Origin of the sequence: Diaphorobacter limosus (assembly GCF_033100095.1) — a bacterium.
GTDB classification, from domain to species: domain Bacteria; phylum Pseudomonadota; class Gammaproteobacteria; order Burkholderiales; family Burkholderiaceae_C; genus Alicycliphilus; species Alicycliphilus limosus.
This window is the reverse complement of the sequence record NZ_CP136921.1, coordinates 3,728,119-3,752,649: the sequence shown is the minus strand read 5'-3', so window position 1 is coordinate 3,752,649 and position 24,531 is coordinate 3,728,119. Positions and strand designations below refer to the sequence as shown.

General features: G+C 65.8%; 20 protein-coding genes. 8 read left to right on the top strand and 12 right to left on the bottom strand.

Annotation, left to right across the window (positions count from 1 at the left end; all coding sequences use genetic code 11):
• Positions 1-131 precede the first annotated feature (131 nt).
• Positions 132-731 (top strand): TRAP transporter small permease subunit, encoded by a 600-nt coding sequence (locus P4826_RS18020; RefSeq protein ID WP_317701724.1) that lies wholly within the window; start codon positions 132-134, stop codon positions 729-731.
• Between the two features lie 24 nt (positions 732-755).
• Positions 756-2,570, top strand: coding sequence for a TRAP transporter large permease (locus P4826_RS18015; protein ID WP_317701723.1), 1,815 nt, complete (start codon positions 756-758; stop codon positions 2,568-2,570).
• Between the two features lie 112 nt (positions 2,571-2,682).
• Here P4826_RS18015 and P4826_RS18010 read toward each other — a convergent pair whose 3' ends face one another.
• Positions 2,683-3,765, bottom strand: a complete 1,083-nt coding sequence (locus tag P4826_RS18010; RefSeq protein WP_317701722.1) for a TRAP transporter substrate-binding protein — start codon at positions 3,763-3,765, stop codon at positions 2,683-2,685.
• Between the two features lie 324 nt (positions 3,766-4,089).
• On the opposite strand from P4826_RS18010, the gene P4826_RS18005 reads away from it, so the two are divergent.
• Both P4826_RS18005 and P4826_RS18000 read left to right on the top strand, forming a co-directional pair.
• Positions 4,090-5,562, top strand: coding sequence for an aminotransferase class V-fold PLP-dependent enzyme (locus P4826_RS18005; RefSeq protein ID WP_317701721.1), 1,473 nt, complete (start codon positions 4,090-4,092; stop codon positions 5,560-5,562).
• A gap of 38 nt (positions 5,563-5,600) precedes the next feature.
• Complete coding sequence (locus P4826_RS18000; RefSeq protein WP_317701720.1) at positions 5,601-6,065, top strand: Rid family detoxifying hydrolase; 465 nt, start codon at positions 5,601-5,603, stop codon at positions 6,063-6,065.
• Between the two features lie 77 nt (positions 6,066-6,142).
• On the opposite strand, the gene dxs is transcribed toward P4826_RS18000, so the two are convergent.
• From dxs to P4826_RS17985, 3 genes are all read right to left on the bottom strand, one after another.
• Positions 6,143-8,035 (bottom strand): 1-deoxy-D-xylulose-5-phosphate synthase, encoded by a 1,893-nt coding sequence (dxs, locus tag P4826_RS17995; RefSeq protein ID WP_317701719.1) that lies wholly within the window; start codon positions 8,033-8,035, stop codon positions 6,143-6,145.
• A gap of 71 nt (positions 8,036-8,106) precedes the next feature.
• Positions 8,107-9,000, bottom strand: a complete 894-nt coding sequence (locus P4826_RS17990) for a polyprenyl synthetase family protein (protein WP_317701718.1) — start codon at positions 8,998-9,000, stop codon at positions 8,107-8,109.
• A complete protein-coding gene (locus P4826_RS17985; RefSeq protein WP_317701717.1) occupies positions 9,000-9,242 on the bottom strand; it encodes an exodeoxyribonuclease VII small subunit in 243 nt (80 codons plus the stop codon). Before P4826_RS17985 ends, P4826_RS17990 begins: the two co-directional genes overlap by 1 nt.
• A 259-nt stretch (positions 9,243-9,501) precedes the next feature.
• On the opposite strand from P4826_RS17985, the gene P4826_RS17980 reads away from it, so the two are divergent.
• From P4826_RS17980 to P4826_RS17970, 3 genes are all read left to right on the top strand, one after another.
• The gene (locus P4826_RS17980) at positions 9,502-10,641 is read left to right on the top strand and encodes an aromatic ring-hydroxylating oxygenase subunit alpha (protein ID WP_317701716.1); all 1,140 of its coding nucleotides are present in this window, start codon (positions 9,502-9,504) and stop codon (positions 10,639-10,641) included.
• Positions 10,642-10,724: 83 nt separating this feature from the next.
• On the top strand, positions 10,725-11,630 hold the full coding sequence (locus P4826_RS17975) for a DMT family transporter (RefSeq protein ID WP_317701715.1): 906 nt from the start codon (positions 10,725-10,727) through the stop codon (positions 11,628-11,630).
• A 41-nt stretch (positions 11,631-11,671) separates the two neighbouring features.
• Positions 11,672-12,571, top strand: coding sequence for a sulfurtransferase (locus tag P4826_RS17970; RefSeq protein ID WP_317701714.1), 900 nt, complete (start codon positions 11,672-11,674; stop codon positions 12,569-12,571).
• A 226-nt stretch (positions 12,572-12,797) separates the two neighbouring features.
• On the opposite strand, the gene P4826_RS17965 is transcribed toward P4826_RS17970, so the two are convergent.
• A complete protein-coding gene (locus P4826_RS17965) occupies positions 12,798-14,234 on the bottom strand; it encodes an NAD-dependent succinate-semialdehyde dehydrogenase (protein ID WP_317701713.1) in 1,437 nt (478 codons plus the stop codon).
• 123 nt (positions 14,235-14,357) lie between these two features.
• Positions 14,358-16,781, bottom strand: a complete 2,424-nt coding sequence (locus tag P4826_RS17960; RefSeq protein ID WP_317703794.1) for a DNA internalization-related competence protein ComEC/Rec2 — start codon at positions 16,779-16,781, stop codon at positions 14,358-14,360.
• A 141-nt stretch (positions 16,782-16,922) separates the two neighbouring features.
• Between P4826_RS17960 and P4826_RS17955 the strand changes: the two genes are divergently transcribed.
• Positions 16,923-17,381 carry a RidA family protein gene (locus P4826_RS17955; protein WP_317701712.1) on the top strand — a complete coding sequence of 153 codons (459 nt, stop codon included), beginning with the start codon at positions 16,923-16,925 and terminating at the stop codon, positions 17,379-17,381.
• 71 nt (positions 17,382-17,452) lie between these two features.
• Here P4826_RS17955 and P4826_RS17950 read toward each other — a convergent pair whose 3' ends face one another.
• The 6 genes from P4826_RS17950 to P4826_RS17925 all read right to left on the bottom strand — a co-directional run bounded on the left by P4826_RS17950 (position 17,453) and on the right by P4826_RS17925 (position 24,528).
• Positions 17,453-17,740 (bottom strand): hypothetical protein, encoded by a 288-nt coding sequence (locus P4826_RS17950; protein WP_317701711.1) that lies wholly within the window; start codon positions 17,738-17,740, stop codon positions 17,453-17,455.
• A 17-nt stretch (positions 17,741-17,757) separates the two neighbouring features.
• Entirely contained in the window at positions 17,758-20,106 is a 2,349-nt protein-coding gene (parC, locus tag P4826_RS17945; protein WP_317701710.1) for a DNA topoisomerase IV subunit A, read from the bottom strand.
• A gap of 66 nt (positions 20,107-20,172) precedes the next feature.
• The gene (locus tag P4826_RS17940; RefSeq protein ID WP_317701709.1) at positions 20,173-21,090 is read right to left on the bottom strand and encodes a PDDEXK nuclease domain-containing protein; all 918 of its coding nucleotides are present in this window, start codon (positions 21,088-21,090) and stop codon (positions 20,173-20,175) included.
• Positions 21,081-23,786: a DEAD/DEAH box helicase gene (locus tag P4826_RS17935; RefSeq protein WP_317701708.1), complete on the bottom strand. Its 2,706-nt coding sequence runs from the start codon at positions 23,784-23,786 to the stop codon at positions 21,081-21,083. Before P4826_RS17935 ends, P4826_RS17940 begins: the two co-directional genes overlap by 10 nt.
• Entirely contained in the window at positions 23,783-24,007 is a 225-nt protein-coding gene (locus P4826_RS17930; protein WP_317701707.1) for a hypothetical protein, read from the bottom strand. Before P4826_RS17930 ends, P4826_RS17935 begins: the two co-directional genes overlap by 4 nt.
• Entirely contained in the window at positions 24,004-24,528 is a 525-nt protein-coding gene (locus tag P4826_RS17925) for an ATPase (RefSeq protein ID WP_317701706.1), read from the bottom strand. Before P4826_RS17925 ends, P4826_RS17930 begins: the two co-directional genes overlap by 4 nt.
• Positions 24,529-24,531: the final 3 nt, after the last annotated feature.

The window sequence follows — 24,531 nt, the reverse complement described above, 5'->3', positions numbered from 1 at the left end:
CCACCCGCAACAGGTCAGCATAGGTGGCTGTCTTGCGCGGATGCCGCCAATGTGGCGCACATGTACCGTGACTATATGACCCGTGCACCATCCCCGCGCGTGCTCATCCCTGGCCTTTTTCAGGAGACTCCATGCAGGCCTTACTCGCCCTATCCCGGGCCATAGACAGACTCAACACCTTCGTCGGCAAATACAGCATCTGGCTGATCTTTGCCGCCACCTTCATCAGTGCCGCCAACGCTGTGGTGCGCAAGGTGTTTGACACCAGCTCGAACGGCTTTCTTGAGGTGCAGTGGTACCTGTTTGCCTGGTCGTTCCTGATTGCAGCGGGCTACACCCTGCTCAACCGCGAGCATGTGCGCATCGACGTGCTCAACAGTCACTTGCCGAAGAAGGTCCAGATCTGGATTGAGATCCTCGGCGTGATCTTGTTTTTGACGCCTGTGTGCGTGCTCATCATCTGGTTGTGCATCCCCATCGTCGCCGAGCGCTACGCCACGGGCGAGATGTCGCCCAACCCCGGGGGCCTGATCCGCTGGCCGGTGTGGGTGGCGCTGCCGGCGGGCTTTGCGCTCTTGCTGCTGCAGGGCTGGTCCGAGCTCATCAAGTGCGTGGCCTTCCTCAAGGGCCTGGGGCCCGACCCCACCGTCAAGGCCGACGCCAAGAGTGCGGAAGAAGAACTCGTTGAAGCCCTGCGCCAGCACCAGGCCGCAGCCGGCAAAGCCCCCTAAAGCGCACGCGGAGCCTTGTTTATCATGGAATTCATTGCTGCCAATTTCGCCCCGGTGATGTTCGCCGGGCTGATCGTCTTTCTTATCCTCGGCTTCCCTGTGGCGTTCAGCCTGGGCGCGGCCGGCCTGTTCTTTGGCCTGCTGGGCATCGAGCTGGGCGTCTTCACCTCCGCCATCTTTTCCTGGCTGCCCCAGCGCCTGATCGGCATCATGGCCAACGAGACGCTGCTGGCCGTGCCCTTCTTCACGCTGATGGGCCTGATTCTTGAGAGGAGCGGCATGGCCGAGGATCTGCTGGAGACGGTCGGCCAGGTCTTCGGCCCGCTGCGTGGCGGCCTGGCGCTGGCCGTGGTGCTGGTGGGTGCCATGCTGGCGGCCACCACCGGCGTGGTCGCCGCGTCCGTCATCTCCATGGGCCTAATCTCCATGCCCATCATGCTGCGCTACGGCTACGACCGCAGCCTGGCCAGCGGCGTCATCGCCGCCTCGGGCACGCTGGCGCAGATCATCCCGCCGTCGCTGGTGCTGATCGTACTCGCCGACCAGATGGGCAAGAGCGTGGGCGACCTGTACAAGGGCGCCTTCATCCCCGGCTTTGCGCTGATGGGGCTGTACATCCTGTGGGTGTTCGCGCTCGCCATCTTCAAGCCCAGGATGGTGCCGGCGCTGCCGCCCGAGGCGCGCGCCTTCCGCGAGCCCAACGGCAGCTCGGGCTACCTGTCGCTGGGGGTGCTGGCACTGCTGTCCACCCTGGCCGCCGTGTTCCTGGCCGAACATATGGAGGCGGTGCATACCTGGTGGCAGGGCAAACCGGTGGAGTTCGTGCCCAAGGACGAAAAAATCGTTGTCGCCATGTGCGGCGGCAGCTTCCTGGCCTGGTTGATCGCCGTTGTCAACAAGCTCACCCACCTGGGCCTGTTGTCCAAGCTGGCCGAGCGCGTGACCTTTGTGCTCATTCCGCCGCTGCTGCTGATCTTCCTGGTGCTGGGCACCATCTTCCTGGGCGTGGCGACGCCCACCGAGGGCGGCGCCATGGGCGCCATGGGCGCACTCATCATGGCTGCCATGCGTCATCGCATCAACATGTCACTGCTCAAGCAGGCGCTCAACACCACCACCAAGCTGTCATCCTTCGTGATGTTCATCGTGGTCGGTGCCACCATCTTCAGCATGGTGTTCCAGGCCGCCGACGGCCCGGTGTGGGTCGAGCACCTGCTGGCCAAGCTGCCCGGTGGCCAGCTCGGTTTTCTGATTTTCGTGAACGTCATGATCTTCGTGCTGGCGTTCTTCCTGGACTTCTTCGAACTGTCCTTCATCGTCGTGCCGGTGCTCGCGCCCATTGCCGACAAGATGGGCATCGACCTGGTCTGGTTCGGCGTGCTGCTGGCCGTGAACATGCAGACCTCCTTCCTGCACCCACCGTTTGGCTTTGCGCTGTTCTACCTGCGCTCGGTGGCGCCCGAGAAGCCCTATGTCGATGCTGTGACCGGCAAAACCATGGCGCCGGTGACGACGATGCAGATCTACAAGGGCGCCATTCCCTTCCTGCTGCTGCAGCTGTCCATGGTCGCCATCCTGATCGCCTTCCCCGGCCTGGTGACGAGCAACCTGGACAAGCAAGTCAACGTAGATATGAAGGCCGTGGGCGAGCAGATGCTGGAGCAACTCAACGAAGAGGAAGCAGAGCCCGAGCTAGACCTTGGGATCGGCAGCCCCGACACCGCAGCGCCCGCCGACACCGGCAGCGCACTGCCAGAGCCCGGCGCCACCGAAGGCGCGCCCGCAGCGCCGGAAGACGACCCGGTCAAGGCCCTGGAGCAGTCCGTCGGCAAGCCCTAACTTTGCAGCCGCGCCCTCCCGGGCGCGACCATGAAAAATGCCCCGGCCACATTCATGGCACGGGGCTTTTTTCTGGCTGCGGGAGGCGTTAGCGCCCCCCACCAGAGTCGGTTTACAGCTTCAGGCCGGCGATGTCCTGGGTGTAGGCCAGTTCCGAAATACGGTTCCACAGAATCTGGTCGCGCTGGAAGGTGCGCATGTCCTGGAACACCTTCTTGAAGAAGGCATCCTTGGCGCTGTGCTCGGCATAGACCTCTTGCGCGGCCTTGAAGCCGGCCTGGACGATGGCTTTGTCGAAGCGCTTGAGCTGCGTGCCGCCAGCAACCAGCTTCTTGAGCGCGATCGGGTTGAGCATCAGGTATTTGGACGTGCCGTCGGTATAGGCCACGGATGCGGCCGCATGCACGATGGCCTGGTTCTCGGGCGAGAGCTTGGCGAAGGCCTTCTTGTTGATGAAGAACTCCAGGTCCGCGCCGCCTTCCCACCAGGCGCCGTAGTAGTAGTACTTGGCAACCTTGTTCCAACCGAGTTTTTCGTCGTCGTAGGGGCCGACGAACTCGGCCGCGTCCAGCGTGCCCTTCTCCAGCGCCTGGTAGACATCGCCGCCGGGCATGTTCTGCGCGACCACGCCGAGCTTGGCCATCGATTCGCCGAACACGCCGCCGCCCAGGCGCATCTTCAGGCCCTTGAAGTCTGCAACCGACTTCATCTCCTTGCGGTACCAGCCGCCCATCTGCGTGCCGGTGTTGAGCGCGCTCAGGCCAAAGAAGTTGTACTTGCCATACAACTCGTCCATCAGCTTGTGGCCGTTGCCATACAGCTTCCAGGCCTGGATCTGCTGCGGCGTAAAACCAAACGGCACGGCGCAACCGAAGGCAAAGGCCGGGTCCTTGCCGGTGTAGTAGTAGGCGGCGGTCTCGCCCATCTCGATCGAATCGTCGGCCAGCGCGTCGACGATGCCGAACGCCGGCACCAGCTCGCCCGCGGCGTGTACCGAGACCTCGAACTTGCCGCCCGAAAGCGCCTTGACGGTTTCAGAAAACTTCACGGCCGCGCCGTGCAGGGTCTCCAGCGCCTTGGGGAACGAGGTAGCCAGGCGCCAGCGTACAGCGGCTTGTGCATGCACCGCGGGTGCCATGCCAGCGGCCAGCACGCCAGCGATACCGGCATTTTTGATGAGGGACCGACGATCCATGAGTGGAATCTCCTATGTATGTATTGATCACCGAACAACACTCCGCGGTGCCAGGGGTCACCAGCCACCACGAGAGCCCGCAAAGTGTAATTTATTATTGCCGCCGAAAAACAGTATTTACACCGGGGCTACTCGTAAATCCCACGACCCATCCATACATTTTTTTACATACAGGTACATATCGTTGAATATGTAAAGTTTGCGTAAGGGTAAACAACTAGCAACTTTTATCAATCGCCTAAATAGACTTTTCCAAGGTGCAACACTCTTGTGATCAGCCAGTTTGCACCCATTCCATTTGCAACCAACCCCAGGAGATCCCCCATGTCTTCAGTACAAGTTGAAGCCAGCGTACAAAACTGTACGGCGATTACCCCGGAAACATTGGCAACAGAAAATTGGTCATCCAAACGCAGGGATTTTCTCCGCATGCTGGGTTACGGCGCAGGCGCGGCCGCTCTTGGGCCATTGATGACAGCCTGCGGTGGTGCAAATGGTCAGACTGCAGCAGAACAGCTGCGTGCTGAATTGGTGCGCGATACGGCATTCTGGAAAAATGTCGATGGCATGTTCGTGCTCAACCCTGCCAAATATTTCATGAATATTGGCACTGCAGGCTCCATGCCGCAACCCACCCTGGACACCTTCGCCGCCGATAATCTTGCAAAGGCCAGAGACAGTTTGAACGGATACAGCAATTTTGCCGATCTGCGCAAGAAGCTGGCACCGACCTTTGGCGTCGATTATGACGAATTGGCCATATCGGCCAATACCTCTTCTGGCATGTGCCACGCGATTCTGGGGCTGGACTGGCAGCCCGGCGACGTGGTGGTGACCACCAACCATGAACACGGTGGCGGCCTGACCCCGCTGAACATCGCCGTGGCGCGCTATGGCATCGAGGTTTCGATGATCCCGATGCCGACCGGGAACAATCAGACTGCCGCAACTTACACCAATTTGTTTGACGAGCGGGTGCGCCAGCTCAAAGCCCAGGGCAAGCGGGTGCGCGCGATGATGTGGTCATCACCCACCTACAAGACTGGCACCCTGCTGCCAATGGCGGAATTGATGGGCGTGGTCAAGGCTCATGGTTTGATCAGTATCGTTGACGGCGCACACCTGCCCGGCATGATGCAGTACGACTATGGCGCACTCGGCATGGACTTCATGTCCGGCGCTGGCCATAAATGGCAATGCGGCCCTGGTTCCACCGGTTTTCTGATCATCCGCAACAAGGTTCGCTCCTCGAACCCGCTGCCGCTGCCCAAGTGGTTCCCGGTGCACACCAGCTCCTACAACGCGGCCGCCCTTGCCAACAGGGCGAATGCGTTCTATGACGTCGCAGCCAGCGTCACCAGTTGCGGCAGTGTCCACACACCAATGTTCAATGCCCTGGTCAAGTCGTGCGAGGTCTGGGACGGCATCGGGCGTGCCAAGATACAAACCTACGTTACGACCATGTCTGCCTACCTGAAGGAAAAGATTGTTGAGCGCTGGGGCATCAACTCGCTGTATTCACCGAAGGACGATCCCAAGCTCACCTGCGCATTGACCTGCTTTAACCCCTTCCGCAATCCGGCAGATGTCATGGATTCAAAGAAATCCAGCGATTTTGTCGCTCGCATGGCCAGTGACTACACGCCTAGTTTCATCATCCGGAATGTCAACTTCCCCGTGATTGGAGCAGCCGCAGACCATTATGGCATTCGCATTTCCACCCATTTGTGGACCAATGCGGATGAAATTGATGCCCTGGTGGATGCGATGTGGACTCTGTCGGGCAAGATGGCCTGATCAATTACCGTATATTTCAACAACCCAAGGAACAAAAAATGAATCCAATGAAATATAGAACCGCCTCTGTGTTGGCAATTTGCGCCGTTGCCGTCAGCTCCATGGTCGGGTGCGCACATGGCATACGCGCCGTGGTACCAACCGACGTGCCAAAAGCCATTGGCCCATATTCACACGGCATTAGTGCTGGTCATACGGTTTATGTATCTGGTCAATTGCCAATCGACCCTAAGACCGGCGCCTTGCTGAAAGACGCATCCATTGAGGATCAAACCCGCATGGTGCTCAGCAATATCCGCACGGTACTCGCCGCGGAGGGTTTGACATTGGCGAACGTCGTCTCGACCACCGTTTACATGAAGGATCTGAACGAGTTCGGGAAGATGAATGAAACCTATGCGACCTTCTTCCCAACGACCCCTCCGGCACGCGCAACGGTTCAGGTCGCGCGTCTGCCCCGGGACGTATCGGTGGAAATTGGCGCGATTGCCGTCAGGCGATAAAGCCACCTGAATGGCTGGCTGAAGTCCGGTGTGCAGTGCCCGAACGGGCAGGCTGCACGCCGGACGGCCCCGCATCCTCATGCCACGGCGCGAGACAGCGCGGCGGGCGGCGCAGCGCCAAAACGCTGGGCAATCGTAAGTTCCATCCCCACCGCGTCCAGCCCCTGCAGGGCCAGCAGCCTGGCCGGGTCGCCATGCTCGATGAAGGTGTCGGGCAGGCCCAGCTGCAGCAGCGGGCGCTGCACGCCGGCGGCGTGCAGGGCCTCGGCCACGGCGCTGCCGGCGCCGCCCATGATGCAGCCCTCCTCCACCGTCACCAGCGCCTCGTGCTCGGCCGCCACCTGCAGCAGCAGTTCGGTGTCGAGCGGCTTGGCCCAGCGCATGTTGACCACGGTGGCGTCCAGCTTCTCGGCCGCCTGCAGCGCCGGGTAGAGCAGCGTGCCAAAAGCCAGGATGGCGATGCGCCGGCCCTGGCGGCGAACCTCTGCCTTGCCGAAGGGCAGGCCGTCCAGCGTGGCCAGCGGTGCCACGCCCGCGCCGCTGCCACGCGGGTAGCGCACGGCCACGGGATGATCCTGTTCGTAGGCTGTGGTGAGCAGCTGGCGGCATTCGCGCTCGTCGGCCGGGCAGGCCAGGCTCATGTTGGGGATGCAACGGATGAAGGCGATGTCATAGGCACCGGCGTGCGTGGCGCCGTCGGCGCCGACCAGGCCGGCGCGGTCCAGGGCAAAGACGACCGGCAGGTTCTGCAGTGCCACGTCGTGGATCAGCTGGTCATAGGCACGCTGCAAAAAGGTGGAGTAGATGGCGACCACCGGTTTCACGCCCTCACAGGCCATACCTGCGGCAAAGGTCACGGCATGCTGCTCGGCAATGCCCACGTCGTAGTAGCGGCCAGGGTAGCGCTGGTGGAACTCGACCATGCCAGAGCCCTCGCGCATGGCCGGCGTGATGCCCACCAGGCGCTGGTCCTTGGCGGCCATGTCGCACAGCCATTGGCCGAAGACCTGGGTGAAGGTCTGCTTGGCTGGCGTGGCGGGCTTGACCAGGCCGATCTTCGGGTCGAACTTGCCCGGGCCGTGATAGGCCACCGGGTCGGCCTCGGCCAGCTTGTAGCCCTGGCCCTTCCTGGTGACCACATGCAGGAACTGCGGGCCCTTCAGGCCCTTGATGTTCTCCAGCGTGGGGATGAGCGAATCCAGGTCATGCCCGTCGATGGGGCCGATGTAGTTGAAGCCGAACTTCTCGAACAGCGTGGCCGGCACCACCATGCCCTTGGCCTGCTGCTCCAGGCGCTTGGCCAGCTCCAGGAGCGGCGGCACGTTCTTCAGCACGCTCTTGCCCACGCCCTTGGCGGTGGCGTAGAACTGCCCGCTCATCAGCTGCGCCAGGTAGCGGTTGAGCGCGCCCACCGGCGGGCTGATGCTCATGTCGTTGTCGTTCAGGATGACGAGCAGATTGCAGTCGGCCACGCCGGCGTTGTTCAGCGCCTCGAAGGCCATGCCGGCGGTCATGGCGCCGTCACCGATGATGGCGATGGCGTGCCTGTCCTCGCCCTTTTGCCTGGCGGCCAGGGCCATCCCTAAGGCGGCGGAGATGCTGGTGCTGGAATGCGCCGTGCCAAAGGTGTCGTACTCGCTCTCGGCGCGCTGCGGAAAGCCCGACAGGCCGCCGAGCTGGCGCAGGCTGGCCATGCGCTCGCGCCGGCCGGTCAATATCTTGTGCGGATAGGTCTGGTGGCCCACATCCCACACCAGGCGGTCGCGCGGGGTGTCGAACACGGCGTGCAGCGCCACGGTCAGCTCCACCGTGCCCAGGTTGGACGACAGATGCCCGCCGGTCTTGGAGACGCTCTCCAGCACGAAGGCGCGCAGCTCATGGGCCAGGCTCTTGAGCTCGGTGCGCGGCAGGCGGCGCAGGTCGGCCGGGTCGTTCACGCGTTCAAGCAGCGGGTAATTCGTCGTGGACATAAGCTCTTGTTTCCATAGCTATTAGCGCTTTCCAGATAAGCGCTGCAAGCCTATTTTGTTCAAACCCCATTTCAGTGCGAACGGCGCACCACCATGTCGGCCAGGGCCGCCAGCGCACGCGTGTCCGACAGGCCGCTGGCGGCCAGGGCCGCATGCGCCTGGCCACGCAGCTCCTCGGCATGGGCCTGGGCGGCGGCCAGGCCCATCAGCGAGACATAGGTGGGCTTGTCACTGGCGGCGTCCTTGCCGGCGGTCTTGCCCAGCGTGGCCGAGTCCTGCGTCACGTCCAGCACATCATCGACCACCTGGAAGGCCAGCCCCAGGGCCGCGCCATATTGCGCCAGGGCCTGCTCGGCCTGGGGGCCGGGCGCCCCGCAGGCCGCGCCCATGACCACGCTGGCCTGCAGCAGCGCGCCGGTCTTCAGGCGGTGCATGTGGCGCAGCTCATGCTCGCTCAAGCTGCGGCCCACGCTGGCCAGGTCGATCGCCTGGCCGCCGGCCATGCCGTCGGCGCCCGCGGCCTGGGCCAGCAGGCGGCACAGGCGCGCCTGCATGGCGGGCGGCACGCCGTCCTCGGGGGTCAGCAGCTCGAAGGCCAGGGCCTGCAGCGCGTCGCCGGCCAGCAGCGCCCGGGCCTGGCCAAAGCGCACATGCACCGTGGGCTTGCCGCGGCGCAGCACATCGTTGTCCATGCAGGGCATGTCGTCATGCACCAGCGAATAGGCGTGGATCAGCTCCACCGCGCAGGCGGCGCGCAGGGCGGCCTCGGCCTGGCCACCCACGGCATCGCGCGCGGCCAGCACCAGCAGCGGGCGCAGGCGCTTGCCGCCGTCGAGCACGGCGTAGCGCATGGCCTCGCCCAGGCCGGCGGGCGCATCCAGCCGCACCCAGCGCGACAGGCCGGACTCGACCTGCGCCAGCTGCGCGCGCATCCAGCCGGCAAAGTCATGGTTGGCGGTATGCATCACTCCTGCGTCCATGGCTGCAGCGCCCCCTCGTCAAGCACCTTGATCTGCTCCTGCACGGCCTCCAGGCGCGTGCGGCAGAAATTGAGCAGCACGGCGCCACGCTGGTAGCCGGCCAGCATCTGCTCCAGCGGCAGCTGGCCCGACTCGATGCGGGCCACGAGCTGCTCAAGCTCCTCCAGCGCAGCCTCGTAGCTGGCGGGTTCGGACTGTGGGGCTGGGGCGGCGGCGGCCTTGGGCATGGGTGGTGTGGCGCCTGGCGCGCAAGTAAAAACCCGCAATTTTAGGCGCTACGTCAAAAACGGGGCGGCAGCCGCCGTCACAGCCCACACACCACGTTTATTCAATACCAGTACGCTGGCTGCGGAAATAACCCCACCACCTATAATCCCATTCCTTCGATACGAACCGGCTATGGAGTATTTCTCTGGCCGGTTTCGTTTTTTCCAGCCCGTGCGTACAAGCACCCTCCCTGTGGGGAGTCTTTAGGTCAGGTCACCCATGTCTGATTTAAGTCTTCAACTGCAGCAGGCAGCAAGCCAACTACCAGTTTCCAGCTACTTCGACGCCGCGCTGCTGCAGCGCGAGCGCGAGCTATTGTTCCAGCAGGGGCCGCGCTATGTCGGCCATGCCCATGCCATCCCCGAGCCGGGCGACTACTACGTGCTGCCGCAAGAAAAAGGCGGGCGCGCGCTGGTGCGCAAGCCCGATGGCAGCATCGAGCTGCTCTCCAACTGCTGCCGCCACCGCCAGGCCATCATGCTGCAGGGGCGCGGCAACCTGAACACCGAGGGAGCGGGCCATGCCGGCGGCAACATCGTCTGCCCCATCCACCGCTGGACCTATTCCTGCAGCGGCGAGCTGCTGGGCGCACCGCATTTCGCCGAAGACCCCGGCCTGCACCTGCCCAGCTACGGCCTGCGCGAGTGGAACGGCCTTTTGTTCGAGGACAACGGCCGCGACATCGCCTTTGATCTGGCGGGCATGGGCGTGGCGTCCGAGCTGTCGTTCGACGGCTATGTGCTCGACAAGGTGGAGATGCACGAGTGCAACTACAACTGGAAGACCTTCATCGAGGTCTACCTGGAGGACTACCACGTCGGCCCCTTCCACCCCGGCCTGGGCAACTTTGTCACCTGCGACGACCTGCAGTGGCAGTTTGCCAAGGACTACTCGGTGCAGACCGTGGGTGTGGCGCCCTCCTTCGGCAAGCCCGGCTCGGCGGTGTACAAGAAGTGGCACGAGGTGCTACTGAAATACCAGGGCGGCGAATTACCGAAGCGCGGCGCCATCTGGCTGACCTACTACCCGCACATCATGGTCGAGTGGTACCCGCATGTGCTCACCGTCTCCACGCTCTACCCCATGGGCGTGGACAAGACCATGAACATGGTGGAGTTCTACTACCCCGAGGAGATCGCCGCCTTCGAGCGCGAATTCGTCGAGGCGCAGCAGGCCGCCTACATGGAGACCGCCATCGAGGACGACGAGATCGGCGAACGCATGGACGCCGGCCGGCGCGCCCTGCTGGCGCGCGGCGACAACCAGGTCGGCCCCTACCAGAGCCCCATGGAAGACGGCATGCAGCATTTCCACGAGTGGTACCGCGCGCGGCTTGGTGACGCGGTGCCGCGTGGCTGAGCACGAATTAACTATAAAAATAATAGCTGTCAGCGCTTGATACATAAGCGCTGGCGGCTTTTTTCTTTCAAAACCAAATTTCCATGCAAGCGCTGTGGATGGTATTGGCGGCCTTCCTGTTCGCCAGCATGGGGGTCTGCATCAAGCTGGCGTCGGCGCATTTCAATGCCGCCGAGCTGGTGTTCTACCGCGGCCTGATCAGCATGGCCGTGCTGTGGGCCCTGGCGCGACACCAGGGCGTGAGCCTGGCCACGCGCTACCCCGGCATGCATGCCTGGCGCAGCCTGATCGGTGTGACCTCGCTGGGCTGCTGGTTCTACGTCATCGGCCAGCTGCCGCTGCCCACGGCCATGACCTTCAACTACATGAGCAGCCTGTGGATTGCCGCCTTCCTAGTCGGCGGCACGCTGCTCTCCTGGCGCCCCAGCGCCGAGCAGCCGCGCCCGCCGCTGCAGATACCGCTGGTGCTGTGCGTGCTGGTGGGTTTTGGCGGCATCCTGCTGATGATGCGCCCCAGCCTGGAGGGCAGCCAGGGCTTTGCCGGCATCGTCGGCATGGTCTCGGGCATGGCCACGGCGCTGGCCTATATGCAGGTGGTGGCCCTGTCGCGCCTGGGCGAGCCCGAGGCGCGCACGGTGTTCTATTTCGCGCTCGGCTGCGCCGTGGCCGGCGGCGCCGCGCTGCCGTTCACCGGCACCTCGCCCTGGCCCGGCTGGCCCGGGCTGTGGCTGCTGCCCCTGGGGCTGCTGGCCGCCGGCGGCCAGCTGTGCATGACGCTGGCCTACGCGCGCTCGCCGTCCGCGCGCGGCACGCTGGTGGTGGCCAACCTGCAATACACCGGCCTGATCTTTGCCGCCATCTACGGCGTTGCGGTGTTTGGAGACGAGCTGCCGCTCATCGCCTGGGCCGGCATCCTGCTCATCGTGGGCAGCGGTATTGCCGCCACCGTGCTGCGCGCGCGCACCGGCGACAACACGCCGGCCGAGTAGCGCCACAATGGCAGGCCCAACGTTCATGCAGCACCATGGCCATGCCTTTTGCCACCCTCCTATCCGCCACCCAGCTACAGACGCTGATGCACAGCGGCCAGCCGCTGATGGTGTTCGACTGCAGCTTCGACCTGAGTGACCCGGCGCTGGGCGCCCGCCAGTACCGCGAGGCGCACATCAGCGGCGCTCTGCACGCCGACCTGGACCGTCACCTGAGCGCCCCGCATGGCGCGCGCGGCACCAATGGCAGCGTCGTGACATCGGCGGCCGACAGGCCCGCCTCCGGCGGCCGCCACCCCCTGCCCAGCCGCGAGCGCTTTGCCGCCTGGCTGTCGCAGATCGGCTTTGCCAACGACATGCAGGCCGTCGTCTATGACCGCAACGGCGCCAACTACTGCGGCCGCCTGTGGTGGATGCTGAAATGGGCCGGGCACGACGCCGTGGCCGTGCTCGACGGCGGCCTGCAGGCCTGGCAGGCGGCAGGCGGCGCCATGGCCAGCGGCGACGAGCCGACGCATTTTCAGTCCAACTTTGCCCTGCACGCGCCGCTGCGCCGCCTGGTCACGGTACATGAAGTACTGGCGGCCCTGGGCCAGCCGGGGCAGACCATCATCGATGCGCGCGGCGCGCCGCGCTACCTGGGCGAGGTCGAGCCGCTGGACCCCGTGGCCGGGCATATCCCCGGCGCGCTCAACCGCCCCTTTGGCCTGAACCTGGGGCCCGATGGCCACTTCAAGAGCGCCGAGCAACTGCGCGGCGAGTTTGCCGCCCTGCTGGGCGATCGCCCCGTCGCCAGCGTGGTGCACCAATGCGGCAGCGGCGTCAGCGCCATCCCCAACCTGCTGGCCATGGAGGTCGCCGGCCTGGGGCCGACGGCGCTGTTTGCCGGCAGCTGGAGCGAATGGTGCAGCGATCCCGCGCGCCCGGTGGAGCGCGGCTAGCCAAACATAAGCCCCCCGCCCCTCGCAGGCTTGTGGATGCACAGATTTTCTTGATAGCGCGCAACGCTTATTTAGCGCGTGTTCCAGCCCCCTCGCCCCCTTGGGGGAGAGGGTTGGGGTGAGAGGGTGATGCGGCGCAGCGCCCTGTTTTTGCACCCTCACCCCTACCCTCTCCCGCACGCGGGAGAGGGAGTGAAGGCCCGCCAGCGCTTTTCAGCGCTGGCGCTCACACGTTGGTGATCGAGATCGCGCGCGTGTTCAGGCAGGCCTCCAGCGCCTCGGGCCCGCCCTCGGAGCCATAGCCCGAGTCCTTGATGCCGCCAAACGGCAGCTCGGCCGAGGGCGTGGCCGGCTGGTTAATCCACAGCATGCCGACCTCCACGCGCTGCGACAGCAGGTGCGCGTTCTTCAGCGAGCCGGTATAGGCGTAGGCCGCCAGGCCATAGGGCAGGCGGTTGGATTCGGCAATGGCGTCCTCCAGCCGGGTGAAGCCGCGCACCGAGGCCACGGGGCCGAAGGGTTCTTCGTTGAAGATGCGCGCGCTGGTGGGCACGTTGTCCAGCACCGTGGGGGCAAAGAAGTTGCCCACCTCGCCGATGCGCTCGCCGCCGGTGCAGACGGTGGCGCCGGCCTGCACCGCATCGCCCAGGAAGTCGGCCATGGCGGCCACGCGGCGCGGGTTGGCCAGCGGGCCCATGGTCGTGCCCTCCGCCAGGCCGTCACCCACCTTGAGCGCCTGGGCATGGCGCGTGAGCGCGGCGACGAAGTCGGCGCGCACGTCCTCGTGCACCAGAAAGCGCGTGGGGGCGATGCAGACCTGGCCGGCGTTGCGGAACTTGGCGCCGCCCGAGGCGCGCACGGCCAGTTCGATGTCGGCGTCCTCGCAGACGATGACCGGCGCATGGCCGCCCAGTTCCATGGTCACGCGCTTCATGTGCTGGCCGGCCAGGCCGGCCAGCATCTTGCCCACGGGCGTGGAGCCGGTGAACGTGACCTTGCGCACCACGGGGTGCGGGATCAGGTAGTTGGAAATCTCGGCCGGGTTGCCATACACCAGGCCCACCACGCCAGCGGGCAGGCCGGCGTCGGCAAAGGCGCGGATCAGCTCGGCCGGGCTGGCCGGCGTCTCCTCGGGCGCCTTGACCAGCACCGCGCAGCCTGCGGCCAGCGCCGCGCCCAGCTTGCGCACCACCTGGTTGATGGGGAAGTTCCAGGGCGTGAAGGCGGCCACCACGCCCACCGGGTCCTTCACCACCAGCTGGCGCACGGCCAGGTTGCGCGACGGCACGATGCGGCCATAGACGCGCATGCCCTCGTCGGCAAACCACTCGATGATGTCGGCCGCGGCCAGGGTCTCCACGCGCGCCTCGGCCCGGGGCTTGCCCTGCTCCTGGGTCATGATGGCGGCAATGGCGTCGGCGCGCTCGCGCACCAGGGTGGCGGCGCGGCGCATGGCCTTGGCGCGCTCGATGGCCGGCATGTCGCGCCAGACCTCGAAGCCCTTTTGCGCCGCCGCCAGGGCCTGGTCCAGATCGGCAATGCCGGCATGGGCCACGCGGCCGATCTGCTGGCCCGTGGCCGGGTTGTGCACGGCGATGGTCTTGCCGTCGGCGGCGTCCTGCCATTGGCCGGCGATGAAAAGTCGGGTGTCGGGGTAGGTCATGCGCTTGGCTCCTTGTGTTGCTGTTGTGCTTGAGATGAACCCACGGACTATAGGCCGTGGGCCACCCGGCGCTCACCCCAGGTGCCAGCACCCGACTGCAGGTGCGGGAATTCTTGCTCCACATCACGGCACGGCATGGTGCCAGTAGCGCCGCCCGGCCTGGCGCTCGCAATGCATGTCCTGCGGCTGGCCCGAGACCCAGCGCGCCGCGCCGCATTGCGGTGTCTGCACCAGGGTGATGCCGCGCTCGGTGTAGCGCGCCGCCACCTCGGGGGCGGGGTGACCAAAGCGGTTGCGGTAGCCGGCCTGCACCAGGGCCAGGCGCGGCGCCACGGCGGCGATGAAGGCATCGCTGGACGAGGTCTTGCTGCCATGGTGCGGCACCAGCAGCAGGTCGGCGGCCAGCGGGGCAGCGGCGGCCAGCAGGGCCTGCTCCTGGTCGCGCTCTATGTCGCCCACCAGCAGGGCGGCCCGGCCATCGGCGGCGGTGATGCGCAGCACGCAGCTCAGCGCATTGGGTTTGGGCGCACGCCCCCCAGCGGCGTCAGGCGCCGGTTGCAGCAGGTGCTGCGGCGGGTGCAGCAGCTCAAAGCGCACGCCATCCCAATGCCAGTCCTGCCCCGCCACGCAGGGCCGGGCCCGGCGCAGCGCCTGCAGCGGGTGCCCGGCCTCCATCGATGCCAGCAGCTCCGCCTGGGGTTGCTGTGCCAGCACGGCCGCTGCGCCGCCGGTGTGGTCGCTGTCGCCATGGCTCAGCAGCAACAGATCCAGCCGCTCGCCCAGCGCGCGCAGCAGCGGCACCAGCACGCGCTGGCCGGCGTCGCTGTCCTGGTGGTAGCGCGGGCCGGCGTCGTACAGCAGCGCATGGCGCGCGGTGCGCACCAGCACCGCCTGGCCCTGGCCCACATCGGCCGCCAGCAGCTCGAACTGCCCCGGCGGCGGGCGTGGCGCCTGCCACCACAGAGCCGGCAACAGCAGCGGCAGCCCCAGCAGGCGCAGGGCCCAGGGCAGGCGCAGCGCCAGCAGCGCGCCACCGGCCACGGCCGCCACGCCGGCCCACAGCGGCGCCATGGGCAGGGCGATCTGCGCCCAGGGCCAGGCGGCGAGCCACTGCAGCAGCAGCGTGAGCGCCTGCACGCACCAGGCCGCCGCCTGCCACAGCGGCGCCCACAACACACCCAGCAACGCCAGCGGCGTGACCACCAGCGTCGCCCACGGAATGGCCAGCAGATTGGCCAGCAGCCCGACGAGCGACACCTGGCCAAACAGGAGCAGCGAGAGCGGCGTGAGCGCCAGCGTCACCACCCATTGCTCGCGCAGCAAGGCATAAAAATGGCCTGTAACGCCCGCTGGATAAGCGCTAATAGCTCTATTATCAGTAGCAAATAACACCGCCACGGCAATGAAGCTGAGCCAGAACCCCGGCTGCAGCAGCGCCCAGGGGTCGGCCAGCAGCACCACGGCGCAGGCCAGCAGCCAGACCTGCGGCCAGGGCCAGCGCCGCCCCGACAGGCGCAGCAGCGCGACCGTGGCCAGCATGACCACCGTGCGCTGCGCCGGCACGCCCCAGCCGCTGAAGAGCGCATAGGCGCCGGCCAGCAGCACCCCGCCCACCAGCGCGGCCGTTGGCGCGGGCAACATCAGGCACAGCCGGGCCGAGCGGCGCCAGGCGCGCCCCAGCAGCGCGGCCGCCAGCCAGGCAAACAGCGTGATGTGCAGGCCCGAGATGCTCATCAGATGCGCCACGCCCGTGGCGCGAAAGACATCCCAGTCGGCGCGCTCTATGGCGCGCTGGTCGCCCGTGACCAGGGCCGCCACCACACCGATGGCACGCTGCTGAGCACCGTCCGCAGCGCTGTCCACACCGCGCAGGATGGCGTCGCGCACCCGCTCGCGCAGCTGCTCAACCGGATAACGCCAGGTGGCGGCCAACCGCTCTGGCGGGCCGTGCAGCGCATCCAGCCGCGCGCTGCTGCGCACATAGCCGGTGGCCTGCACGCCCTGCTCCCACAGCCACAGCTCATAGTCAAAGCCATGTGGATTGCGCGCGCCATGCGGGGCCTTGAGCCGCACCGTCAGGCGCCAGCGCTCGCCCGCATGCACGGCGGGCGGGGGGTCTGCCTGCGCGGCATCGCCCGCTGCGCCGGCATACCAGGCCAGATCCACCAGCGGGGGCAGGCGTACGGGGGCGCCATCGCTGCGCGCCGACTCCACGGCCAGCCGCAGGCGCAAGCCGGTCTCGCGCGCCTGCGGCATGGCGGCAATCACGCCGGTGACCTGCAGGTCGCGCCCCTCCAGAGCGGGTTGCAGCGCATGATCCAGAAAGACCGTGGCGCGCAGCCCGCACAGGCCGAAAGCCAAGGCCATGGCCACCAGCGGCAGCGCCATGCCCTGCCGGCGCCCCGGCACCCATGCTGGCCAGGCCAGGCCGGCCGCAGCCAGCAGGCCGGCGCCCAGCAGCGCCGCATACGCCGACCAGGGCCACAGCGCCGCCTGCTGCAGCTGCAGCGCCACGCCCGCAACGCCCCCCAGCAGCGCCCAGGTCATGCGGCCGGCGCCGACCCTGGGCCACAGGGCCGGCTCGTCGATGGCAGACGATTCCTGCTGCAACACGGAGGCCGGTGCGCTCATGGGCGCATGCTAAGGTACGCCACCGATTTTTTCATTCATCTGTTTTCGAGGACTGCCATGAGCGTTTACGACAAGCTGAAAGCACTCAACATCACCCTGCCCCCGGTGGCCGTGCCCGCCGCCGCCTATGTGCCCTATGTGCAGACCGGCAACCTGGTGTTCCTGTCGGGCCACATCGCGCGCAAGGACGGCAAGCCCTGGGTGGGCCAGCTGGGCAAGAACATGGCCACCGAAGAAGGCAAGGCCGCGGCACGCGCCATTGCCATCGAACTCATGGGCACGCTGCACGCGGCCGCCGGCGGCGACCTGAACCGCGTCAAGCGCATCGTCAAGCTGATGAGCCTGGTCAATTCGACCGGCGACTACACCGAGCAGCACCTGGTGACCAACGGCGCCAGCGAGCTCATCGGCGAGGTCTTTGGCGACGCCGGCAAGCACGCGCGCAGCGCCTTTGGCGTGGCGCAGATCCCCATGGGCGCCTGCGTCGAGATCGAGCTGATCGCCGAGCTGAACTAAACCCGTTCAGCCATGACAAAGGGGCGCCACCGAGCGCCCCTTTGTCATTTGTGCAGCGGCACAAGCCGCCGTCAGTGCGCCGTCGGCTGCTGTCTCAGCGCCTCCATGGTCGCGTCGGGCTGGCCACCTTCGGCCAGATGCTGCTTGTACCAGACGCTCAGAATGCTGCTGACCACCGGGCCGGGGTTGGCTTGCACCTTGGCAAAGTCCCAGCCGTTGAGCTGGCAGATGCGCTCGACCAAGTCCATGTCCAGGTCGATGGCGTCCTGCGCGCAACGGCGCAGCTTGAGGTCTTCAAACACCGCGCCCTCGGGCAGCTTGAGCGCCAGGGTGGTGTCGTTGCTTGGGGTCATCGTCATACCAATTCCTTGTTGCGTTATTCCACGCGCGTCACGGTCGCCGGCTTGAAGCCCAGGTCGGCCGCCTTGCCCTTGCGGCCGCGCGGCGCGCGGGCGTTGTTCAGGCTGCGAATCTCCAGCTGCTCCTCGCGCTCCTTGCCGCCACGGCCCAGGCCGGCGATGCGCACGCTGCGCGTGTACGCCGCCGCACCGGCCAGGCTGTCCTTGTCTTCCAGGGCAATCAGCTGCAGGCCGCGCCCGCCGCCCGCCATGGTTTTGAGCTCGCTGATCTCAAACGTCAGGATGCGCCCGCCCACCGAGGCGCAGCACACGTGGGTGGCAGCGGCCAGGGGCGCGCTGGCGCTGCTGCCCGCTGCGTGCGAAGGAACGCACAGCGTCTCACCCTCGCCCAGCGTGACAAAGGCCTTGCCGCCGCGGTTGCGCGCCACCATGTGCTCGACCTGCGCCAAGAAGCCGTAGCCACCCGAGCCCGACAGCAGCAGCTGCGCGGCCAGCGGCCCGGCAAAGTAGTGGCGTATCTGCGTGCCCGTCTCCAGCTCGATCAGCGTGGTGATTGGCTGGCCGTCGCCGCGCCCGCCCGGCAGGCTGGCCACCGCGACCGAGTACACGCGGCCGTTGCTGCCAAAGACGATGAGCTGGTCGACGCTGCGGCATTCAAACGTGGCGTAGAGCGCGTCGCCCGCCTTGAAGGCGAAGGCGCCCGCCTCGTGCCCGTGGCCGGTGCGCGCACGCACCCAGCCTTTGTCTGAGACGACCACGGTGACGGGTTCATCGACGATCTTGACCTCGGCCACGGCCTTTTTCTCGGCCTGGATGAGGGTGCGGCGTGCGTCCTGAAACTGCTTGGCGTCGGCTTCTATCTCCTTGACCATCAGGCGGCGCAGCGAGGCCGGGTTGACCAGGATGTCCTCGAGCTTGCCCTGCTCCTCGCGCAGCTGCTTCAATTCCTGCTCGATCTTGATGGCCTCCAGCCTTGCCAGCTGGCGCAGGCGGATTTCCAAAATATCTTCGGCCTGGCGATCCGACAGATTGAAGCGCGCGATGAGCGCCGCCTTGGGCTCGTCGGCGGCGCGGATGATGGCAATCACCTCGTCGATATTGAGCAGCACCAGCTGCCGCCCTTCCAGAATATGGATGCGGTCGAGCACCTTGGCCAGCCGGTGCTGGCTGCGCCGCGTGATCGTCTGCTGGCGAAACGCGATCCACTCCACCAGCATCTGGCGCAGCGACTTTTGCACCGGCCGCCCGTCGATGCCGACCATGGTCAGGTTGATGGGCGCGGAGGTCTCCAGGCTGGTGTGCGCCAAGAGCGCGGTAATCAAATCCTGCTGCGGCACGCGGCCGGTCTTGGGCTCGATGACCAGGCGCACCGGCGCGTCCTTGCTCGATTCGTCGCGCACGCCGTCGAGCAGCGCCAGCATGGATGCCTTGAGCTGCTGCTGCTCCTGCGTGAGCGCCTTCTTGCCGGTCTTGACCTTGGGGTTGCTGATGTCCTCGATTTCTTCCAGCACCTTTTGCGTCGACACGCCCGGCGGCAGCTCGGTGACGACCAGCTGCCACTGGCCGCGCGCCAGGTCTTCGATCTTCCAGCGCGCGCGCACCTTCAGGCTGCCGCGCCCGCTTTGGTAGGCGTCTTGAATGTCGGCCGCACTGCTGATGATTTGCCCGCCGCCGGGGTAATCCGGGCCGGGTATCAGGCCAAACAGCTCTGCATCGGCAAGGTTCGGGTTCTTCACCAGGGCGATACAGGCATCCGCCACCTCGCGCAGGTTGTGGCTGGGGATCTCGGTCGCCAGGCCCACGGCAATGCCGCTGGCGCCGTTCAAGAGAGCAAACGGCAGGCGTGCCGGCAGCTGGCAGGGCTCCTGCGTCGATCCGTCGTAGTTGGGCTGGAAGTCCACCGTGCCCATGTCGATCTCGGACAGCAGCAGGCTGGTGATGCGCGCCAGGCGCGCCTCGGTGTAGCGCATGGCCGCCGCGCCGTCGCCGTCGCGGCTGCCAAAGTTGCCCTGGCCGTCGATCAGCGGGTAGCGCTGGTTGAAGTCCTGCGCCAGGCGCACCAGCGCGTCGTAGGCCGACTGGTCGCCGTGGGGGTGAAAACGCCCCAGCACGTCGCCCACCACGCGCGCGCTTTTCACGGGCTTGGGCGGGGTGTTGCCATTCGGCCCGCTCCACGACAGGCCCATGCGCTCCATGGCGTACAAAATGCGCCGCTGCACCGGCTTCATGCCGTCGCAGACATCGGGCAGGGCGCGGCCTTTGACCACGGAAAGGGCGTATTCCAGATAGGCGCGCTGGGCGTAGCCGCCCAGGCTGTCGTCGGCGGGCGCGGTGGGGTCTAAAAGGGTGTTTGCTTGCTCTGTCATACTATAAAAAATCTAGCTGTTTGCGCTTAATGGATAAGCGTTATAGGCCAAAAACATTCGAATATTTCACTCGGCGATACCGCCCAACTCCTGCTCAATCTGCTCGATGCTGGGCAGGCTCGACTCCAGGGTGGCGGGCAGCGCGCGCGTCAGCTCGAAGCTGGAGACGCCAATGGGTTTCTCGACACCACGCAGCGCATATTCGGCCAGCACGCGGTTGTGCTGCTGGCACAGGATCAGGCCCATGGTGGGCTGGTCGTGCGCATGGCGCAGCCGGTCATCGACCACGCTGCAGTAAAAATTCATCTTGCCCGCGTACTCGGGTTTGAATTCGCCGCGCTTGAGCTCGATCACCACATAGGGGTCTTTCAGCGTCTGCTGCACCAGGTCGGATTCGGGCTTGGGCAGGCGCAGGGCAAAGTTGCTCGCGGCGCGGCCCTGGCGCTGGTGCGCAGCGGTCTCGATCTGCATCACCAAAATGCTGCGGCTCCAGCCATGCTCCAGCGCGGCCTGCATGTACCAGTGGCGCGTGGCGGGGTCTTTGACCTTGGCCATCAGGATGGCGTGATGCGTCCAGGGCAAGGCCAAAATCAGCTCCGCCGTAAAAAGTGCCGCAGCTTGTGGCACTTTTGGCCCGGTCTCTATTTGTGCAGCAGGCTGCTGCACAAATGACAATTGCGCGTACTCCCGGTAAAACGCCAGCATCTGCTTGATGTTGCGCTCAGAAAAACCCTTCTCCTCTGGCAAATCGTTGTGCAAATCGCGCGCAAGACGGGGAATCACGCCCGCGCCCCAACCCTCTTGCTGCTGGCGCTCATCAATCACCCGGCCAATGTCCCAGTACAGGCGAATCAGCTCGGCATTGACCGCCAGCATGGCGCGCACCTGGGCGCGCCGCACGCGCTGCTTGATGTCGGCCAGCAGAGTGGCGTAGAGCGCCGGCACGTTGGGCTCAGGGGGTGTTTCAGGTTTTTTTACGCGCATGGCAGCAATTCCCGCACGCCATCCCACTGCCTGTCCTTGACCATCACGAACCGGCAGCGCCCCCCGGACAGTTCGGCCCACAGATTGCCGATCAAACGGTCATCCTCGGCGCTGCTCCAGCGGTCGGCTCCTTTGTACTCAACCACCAGCACCGCGCCATTGGGCAGTTGGCAGACAAAGTCGGGATAGAAACGCCCATCGGCCTTTTGCAGAAAGAACGAGCAGCCTTCGCGGCGCACCAGGTTGCGCACCCAGAACTGGATGCGCCCCTGCTGCGCCCACATGTCCAGCTGGCGGGCGCATTCAAACTCTTCCTTGCTGTCGAAGTCCCCCATGCGCCCGTAGAAATGTTTGCGAAAGTCGAACTGGCCAAAGCGCCCGTCGTAGTCGCGGCTGGGTGCGTAGGCGTGGGGCGCAAACTCAAAGGCGTATTGATCCGAGACCGCCACCCGCATGGCCGCATCGTCGCCAAAAAGCGCCTGCTGGAACGCCTTGCCCACGGCCTGCTTGCGCAGCTCCCGAATGCGCGCCTCGATCAGATTGCGTATCTGAAATTTCTGCAGGTTGGCCCGCGCCAGCGTGTAACCGTCACGGCGCAGCAAATCACTAAGCCACGCCGCCACGAAGGCCTGCTTGGACGGGTGGGTCAGCGACGGCTCAGGCAGGTTGCGGCACAGCCAGGTGGCAATGCGCACCGCATCCCAGTTCTCGGGCTGATAAACCAAGCCCAAATCACGCTGCAACTCGGGCAGAAAGCGGGTGAAAACCTTGCCGCTGCCCTCGTCGATGTCGATCGCACCGCCTTCCGACACCTTCAAGGCCGCGCCCAAGGCCGACAGGTCGGCCGCCGTGGGCGCCGCGTCGTTGAGCGAGACATCCCAGGGGTAGTCCAGTACCTCCGGGTCGTCAAACAGCACCAATTCCCCTTGCTGGACTGGCACCCGCAAGGCCAGCTGCGGCACGCGCAAGCGCTCGCCCAACTCGGCAGGCGTCTGAAAAAACTCGATCGCCGTGGTGCGACTGACCTCGGCGGCCTGCACGATGGCCGCCGCAGCGGCTGGCGAACTGACACAGGCCTTGAGCGTTTCGGCCTCATCCTCAGTCAGCGGCGCGCTGATGGTCAGGGTATTGAGCTGGCCGTCCCAACTCACCTTGCCCCGCACCGTTTTGGGCACGCTCTTCAAGTCCGGTTTTTCGGGCAAGGCAACCGCCACCGGGCGCAGCACCACGCGCCCGGCGTGGCCCTCCAAATCCAGCCGCGCCTGGTCGGGCAGCACGGCGGCGACAAACTCGGCCACCTCGCGCCGTTCGAACCCGGCCCCCGCCACCAGCCGGTCGCGCAAGGCGCCTGCCGTCTCAGCAAAGTCGCGCGACACCACAAAGGCATAGGACTGGTTGAGCAGCGGGGATGCCCGCTGGCTGGCCCCCGGCTGACGCAGCACGCGCCCGAGCAACTGCTCCACCGCCGTGCTCGACGACATCGACGCCATGCTCACCAAAATGTAGGCAAACGGGCAATCCCACCCTTCAGCCAGCGCTTTTTGCGTGATGACGAACTTCACCGGGCAGGCCGGGTCGACCATGCCCAGCGGGTAATCGGCGTCGATCTGCTCCAGCCCCTTTTCCTCGCCCGTGGCCACCACGATTTCACTGGCCGGGATGCCATGGTTGGCGATCAACTCCTGGCGCAGCTTGTCAAAGTCCAGCGTCTCAACCCCTGCGCGGCGCGGCTCGGACTGGATCAGCACCAGGGGGCGCAAATACGGCGCACCCGCGCGGCGCTCCTCATCGGCCAGCGCTTGCAGCGCATCGCGCCGGCCAATCGCGTCCGCCAGGCATTGCTGCCAATGGGGCTCGGTTTGCAGCAGCACCGGCAGCTTGATCATCTCCTCGGCCTTCAGCTCGGCCGCCGACACACTGTGCAGCACATTGCTGGGCGTGCGCTGCACGTCGGGCGTGGCGGTGAGCTCCATCACCCCGCTGGGGCGAAAGCGCGCCAGCATGTCAAAGGCCAGCTCGGTGCGGCTGTTGTGCGCCTCGTTCACCACCACAAAGGGGCGGCGCAGGCGCAGCACATTGGCCAGCGAATACGGCGTGCTGCGCTCGGTGCCTTCACCGTCGGCCAGCAACTCGGCGCGCTGGGCGGGCGCGAGGTGGTCAAAGTGGTGCATCAGCGCGCCGCTGCTTTGGTACACCTTGCGGCACTCCTCCTCTTCCACCTGAAAGGCCTGGCGCGTGGCGACGATGACGGTGGTCGTGGTGTCCAGCGTGCTGCGGGTCACGCTCTTGGCCTCGTCCAAATCCAGCACCGTGACCGGCCCCGCCTCGCGCAATGCCAGGTGGTAGGGGTGGCTGCGGTTTTTCAACGCCCGAATGGTTTGCTCGCGAATCGGCTTGCTGGGCACCAGCCACAGAATCACGCTGTGCTCGGTGCGCAGCAAATGCGTGTTGACCAGCGCCACGCTTTTCGCCGCCAGCCAGGTTTTGCCACCGCCCGTGGGCACACGCAGGCAAAAGTACGGCATGTCGGCAGGAAAGCCAGGCAGCGGGTGGTAGGGATTGCCACGCCCCCACAGGCGTTCGGTGGTGGCGGTAAAGGCGATTGAGGGCGAGGGCAACTCGTGGCAGGCCTTGAAATAAGCCTCCACGCTATCGAGCACCTGTTGCTGGTAGGTTTTGGGGGTAAAGGCACTCATGCGGACTCTGCCTTGGTTTCAGGCGAGTCCAGCTCCGGGGTCGGCGTCGGGGTAGGGGTCGGTTGGGGCTTGATGTGCTCCAGCACGCCATTGCGCGTCACCACCAAATCGGTGCCGGTTTGCACCGCCACCTCACGCGCACGCTGCGCGGCACGCTGCAAAGCCTGCCAGGAGCCGCGCAAATCGCTGCTACGGGCGTTCTCTAAGGGTTTGCCGTTCATCGTTCACTCCAATCCAGCAACACCGGCACTTCACCGGCGTTGTCGTACAAGGCCCAGACATCCACCGCAGGCGCGTAGTAGCGCTGGAAATTTTCCAGCCCCGCCACAAAACGCCGGCGTATCACTTCGGGCGGAATATCGTGCCCGCCCTGGCGCACCCGCTGCGCCACCCGTGCAACGGCCTCTTCGGCGCTGCTCAGACGCAAGAAAATCAGCTTTACCTCATACCCCGCCTGCTGCCAGCGCGCGATATGGCGCAAATAGGCGCGGCCCGACAGCGTGGTTTCAAAGGCAAAGCTACTACCCGCCTGAAAGTGCCGCTCCAACTCAGACAACATCAGCCGCCCGGCCTGCACCGCCGCCGACTCGGGCGCAAAAGGCGCCAGCCCGGCGGCAATCAAATCGGCATTGACGAACACCGGGCAAGCGGCCTCGTGCGGCAAGAACTCACGGGCGAACGTGGTTTTGCCCGCGCCATTGGGCCCGGCGATGATGATGACCTTGCGCTCCTGTGCGGCCATGGC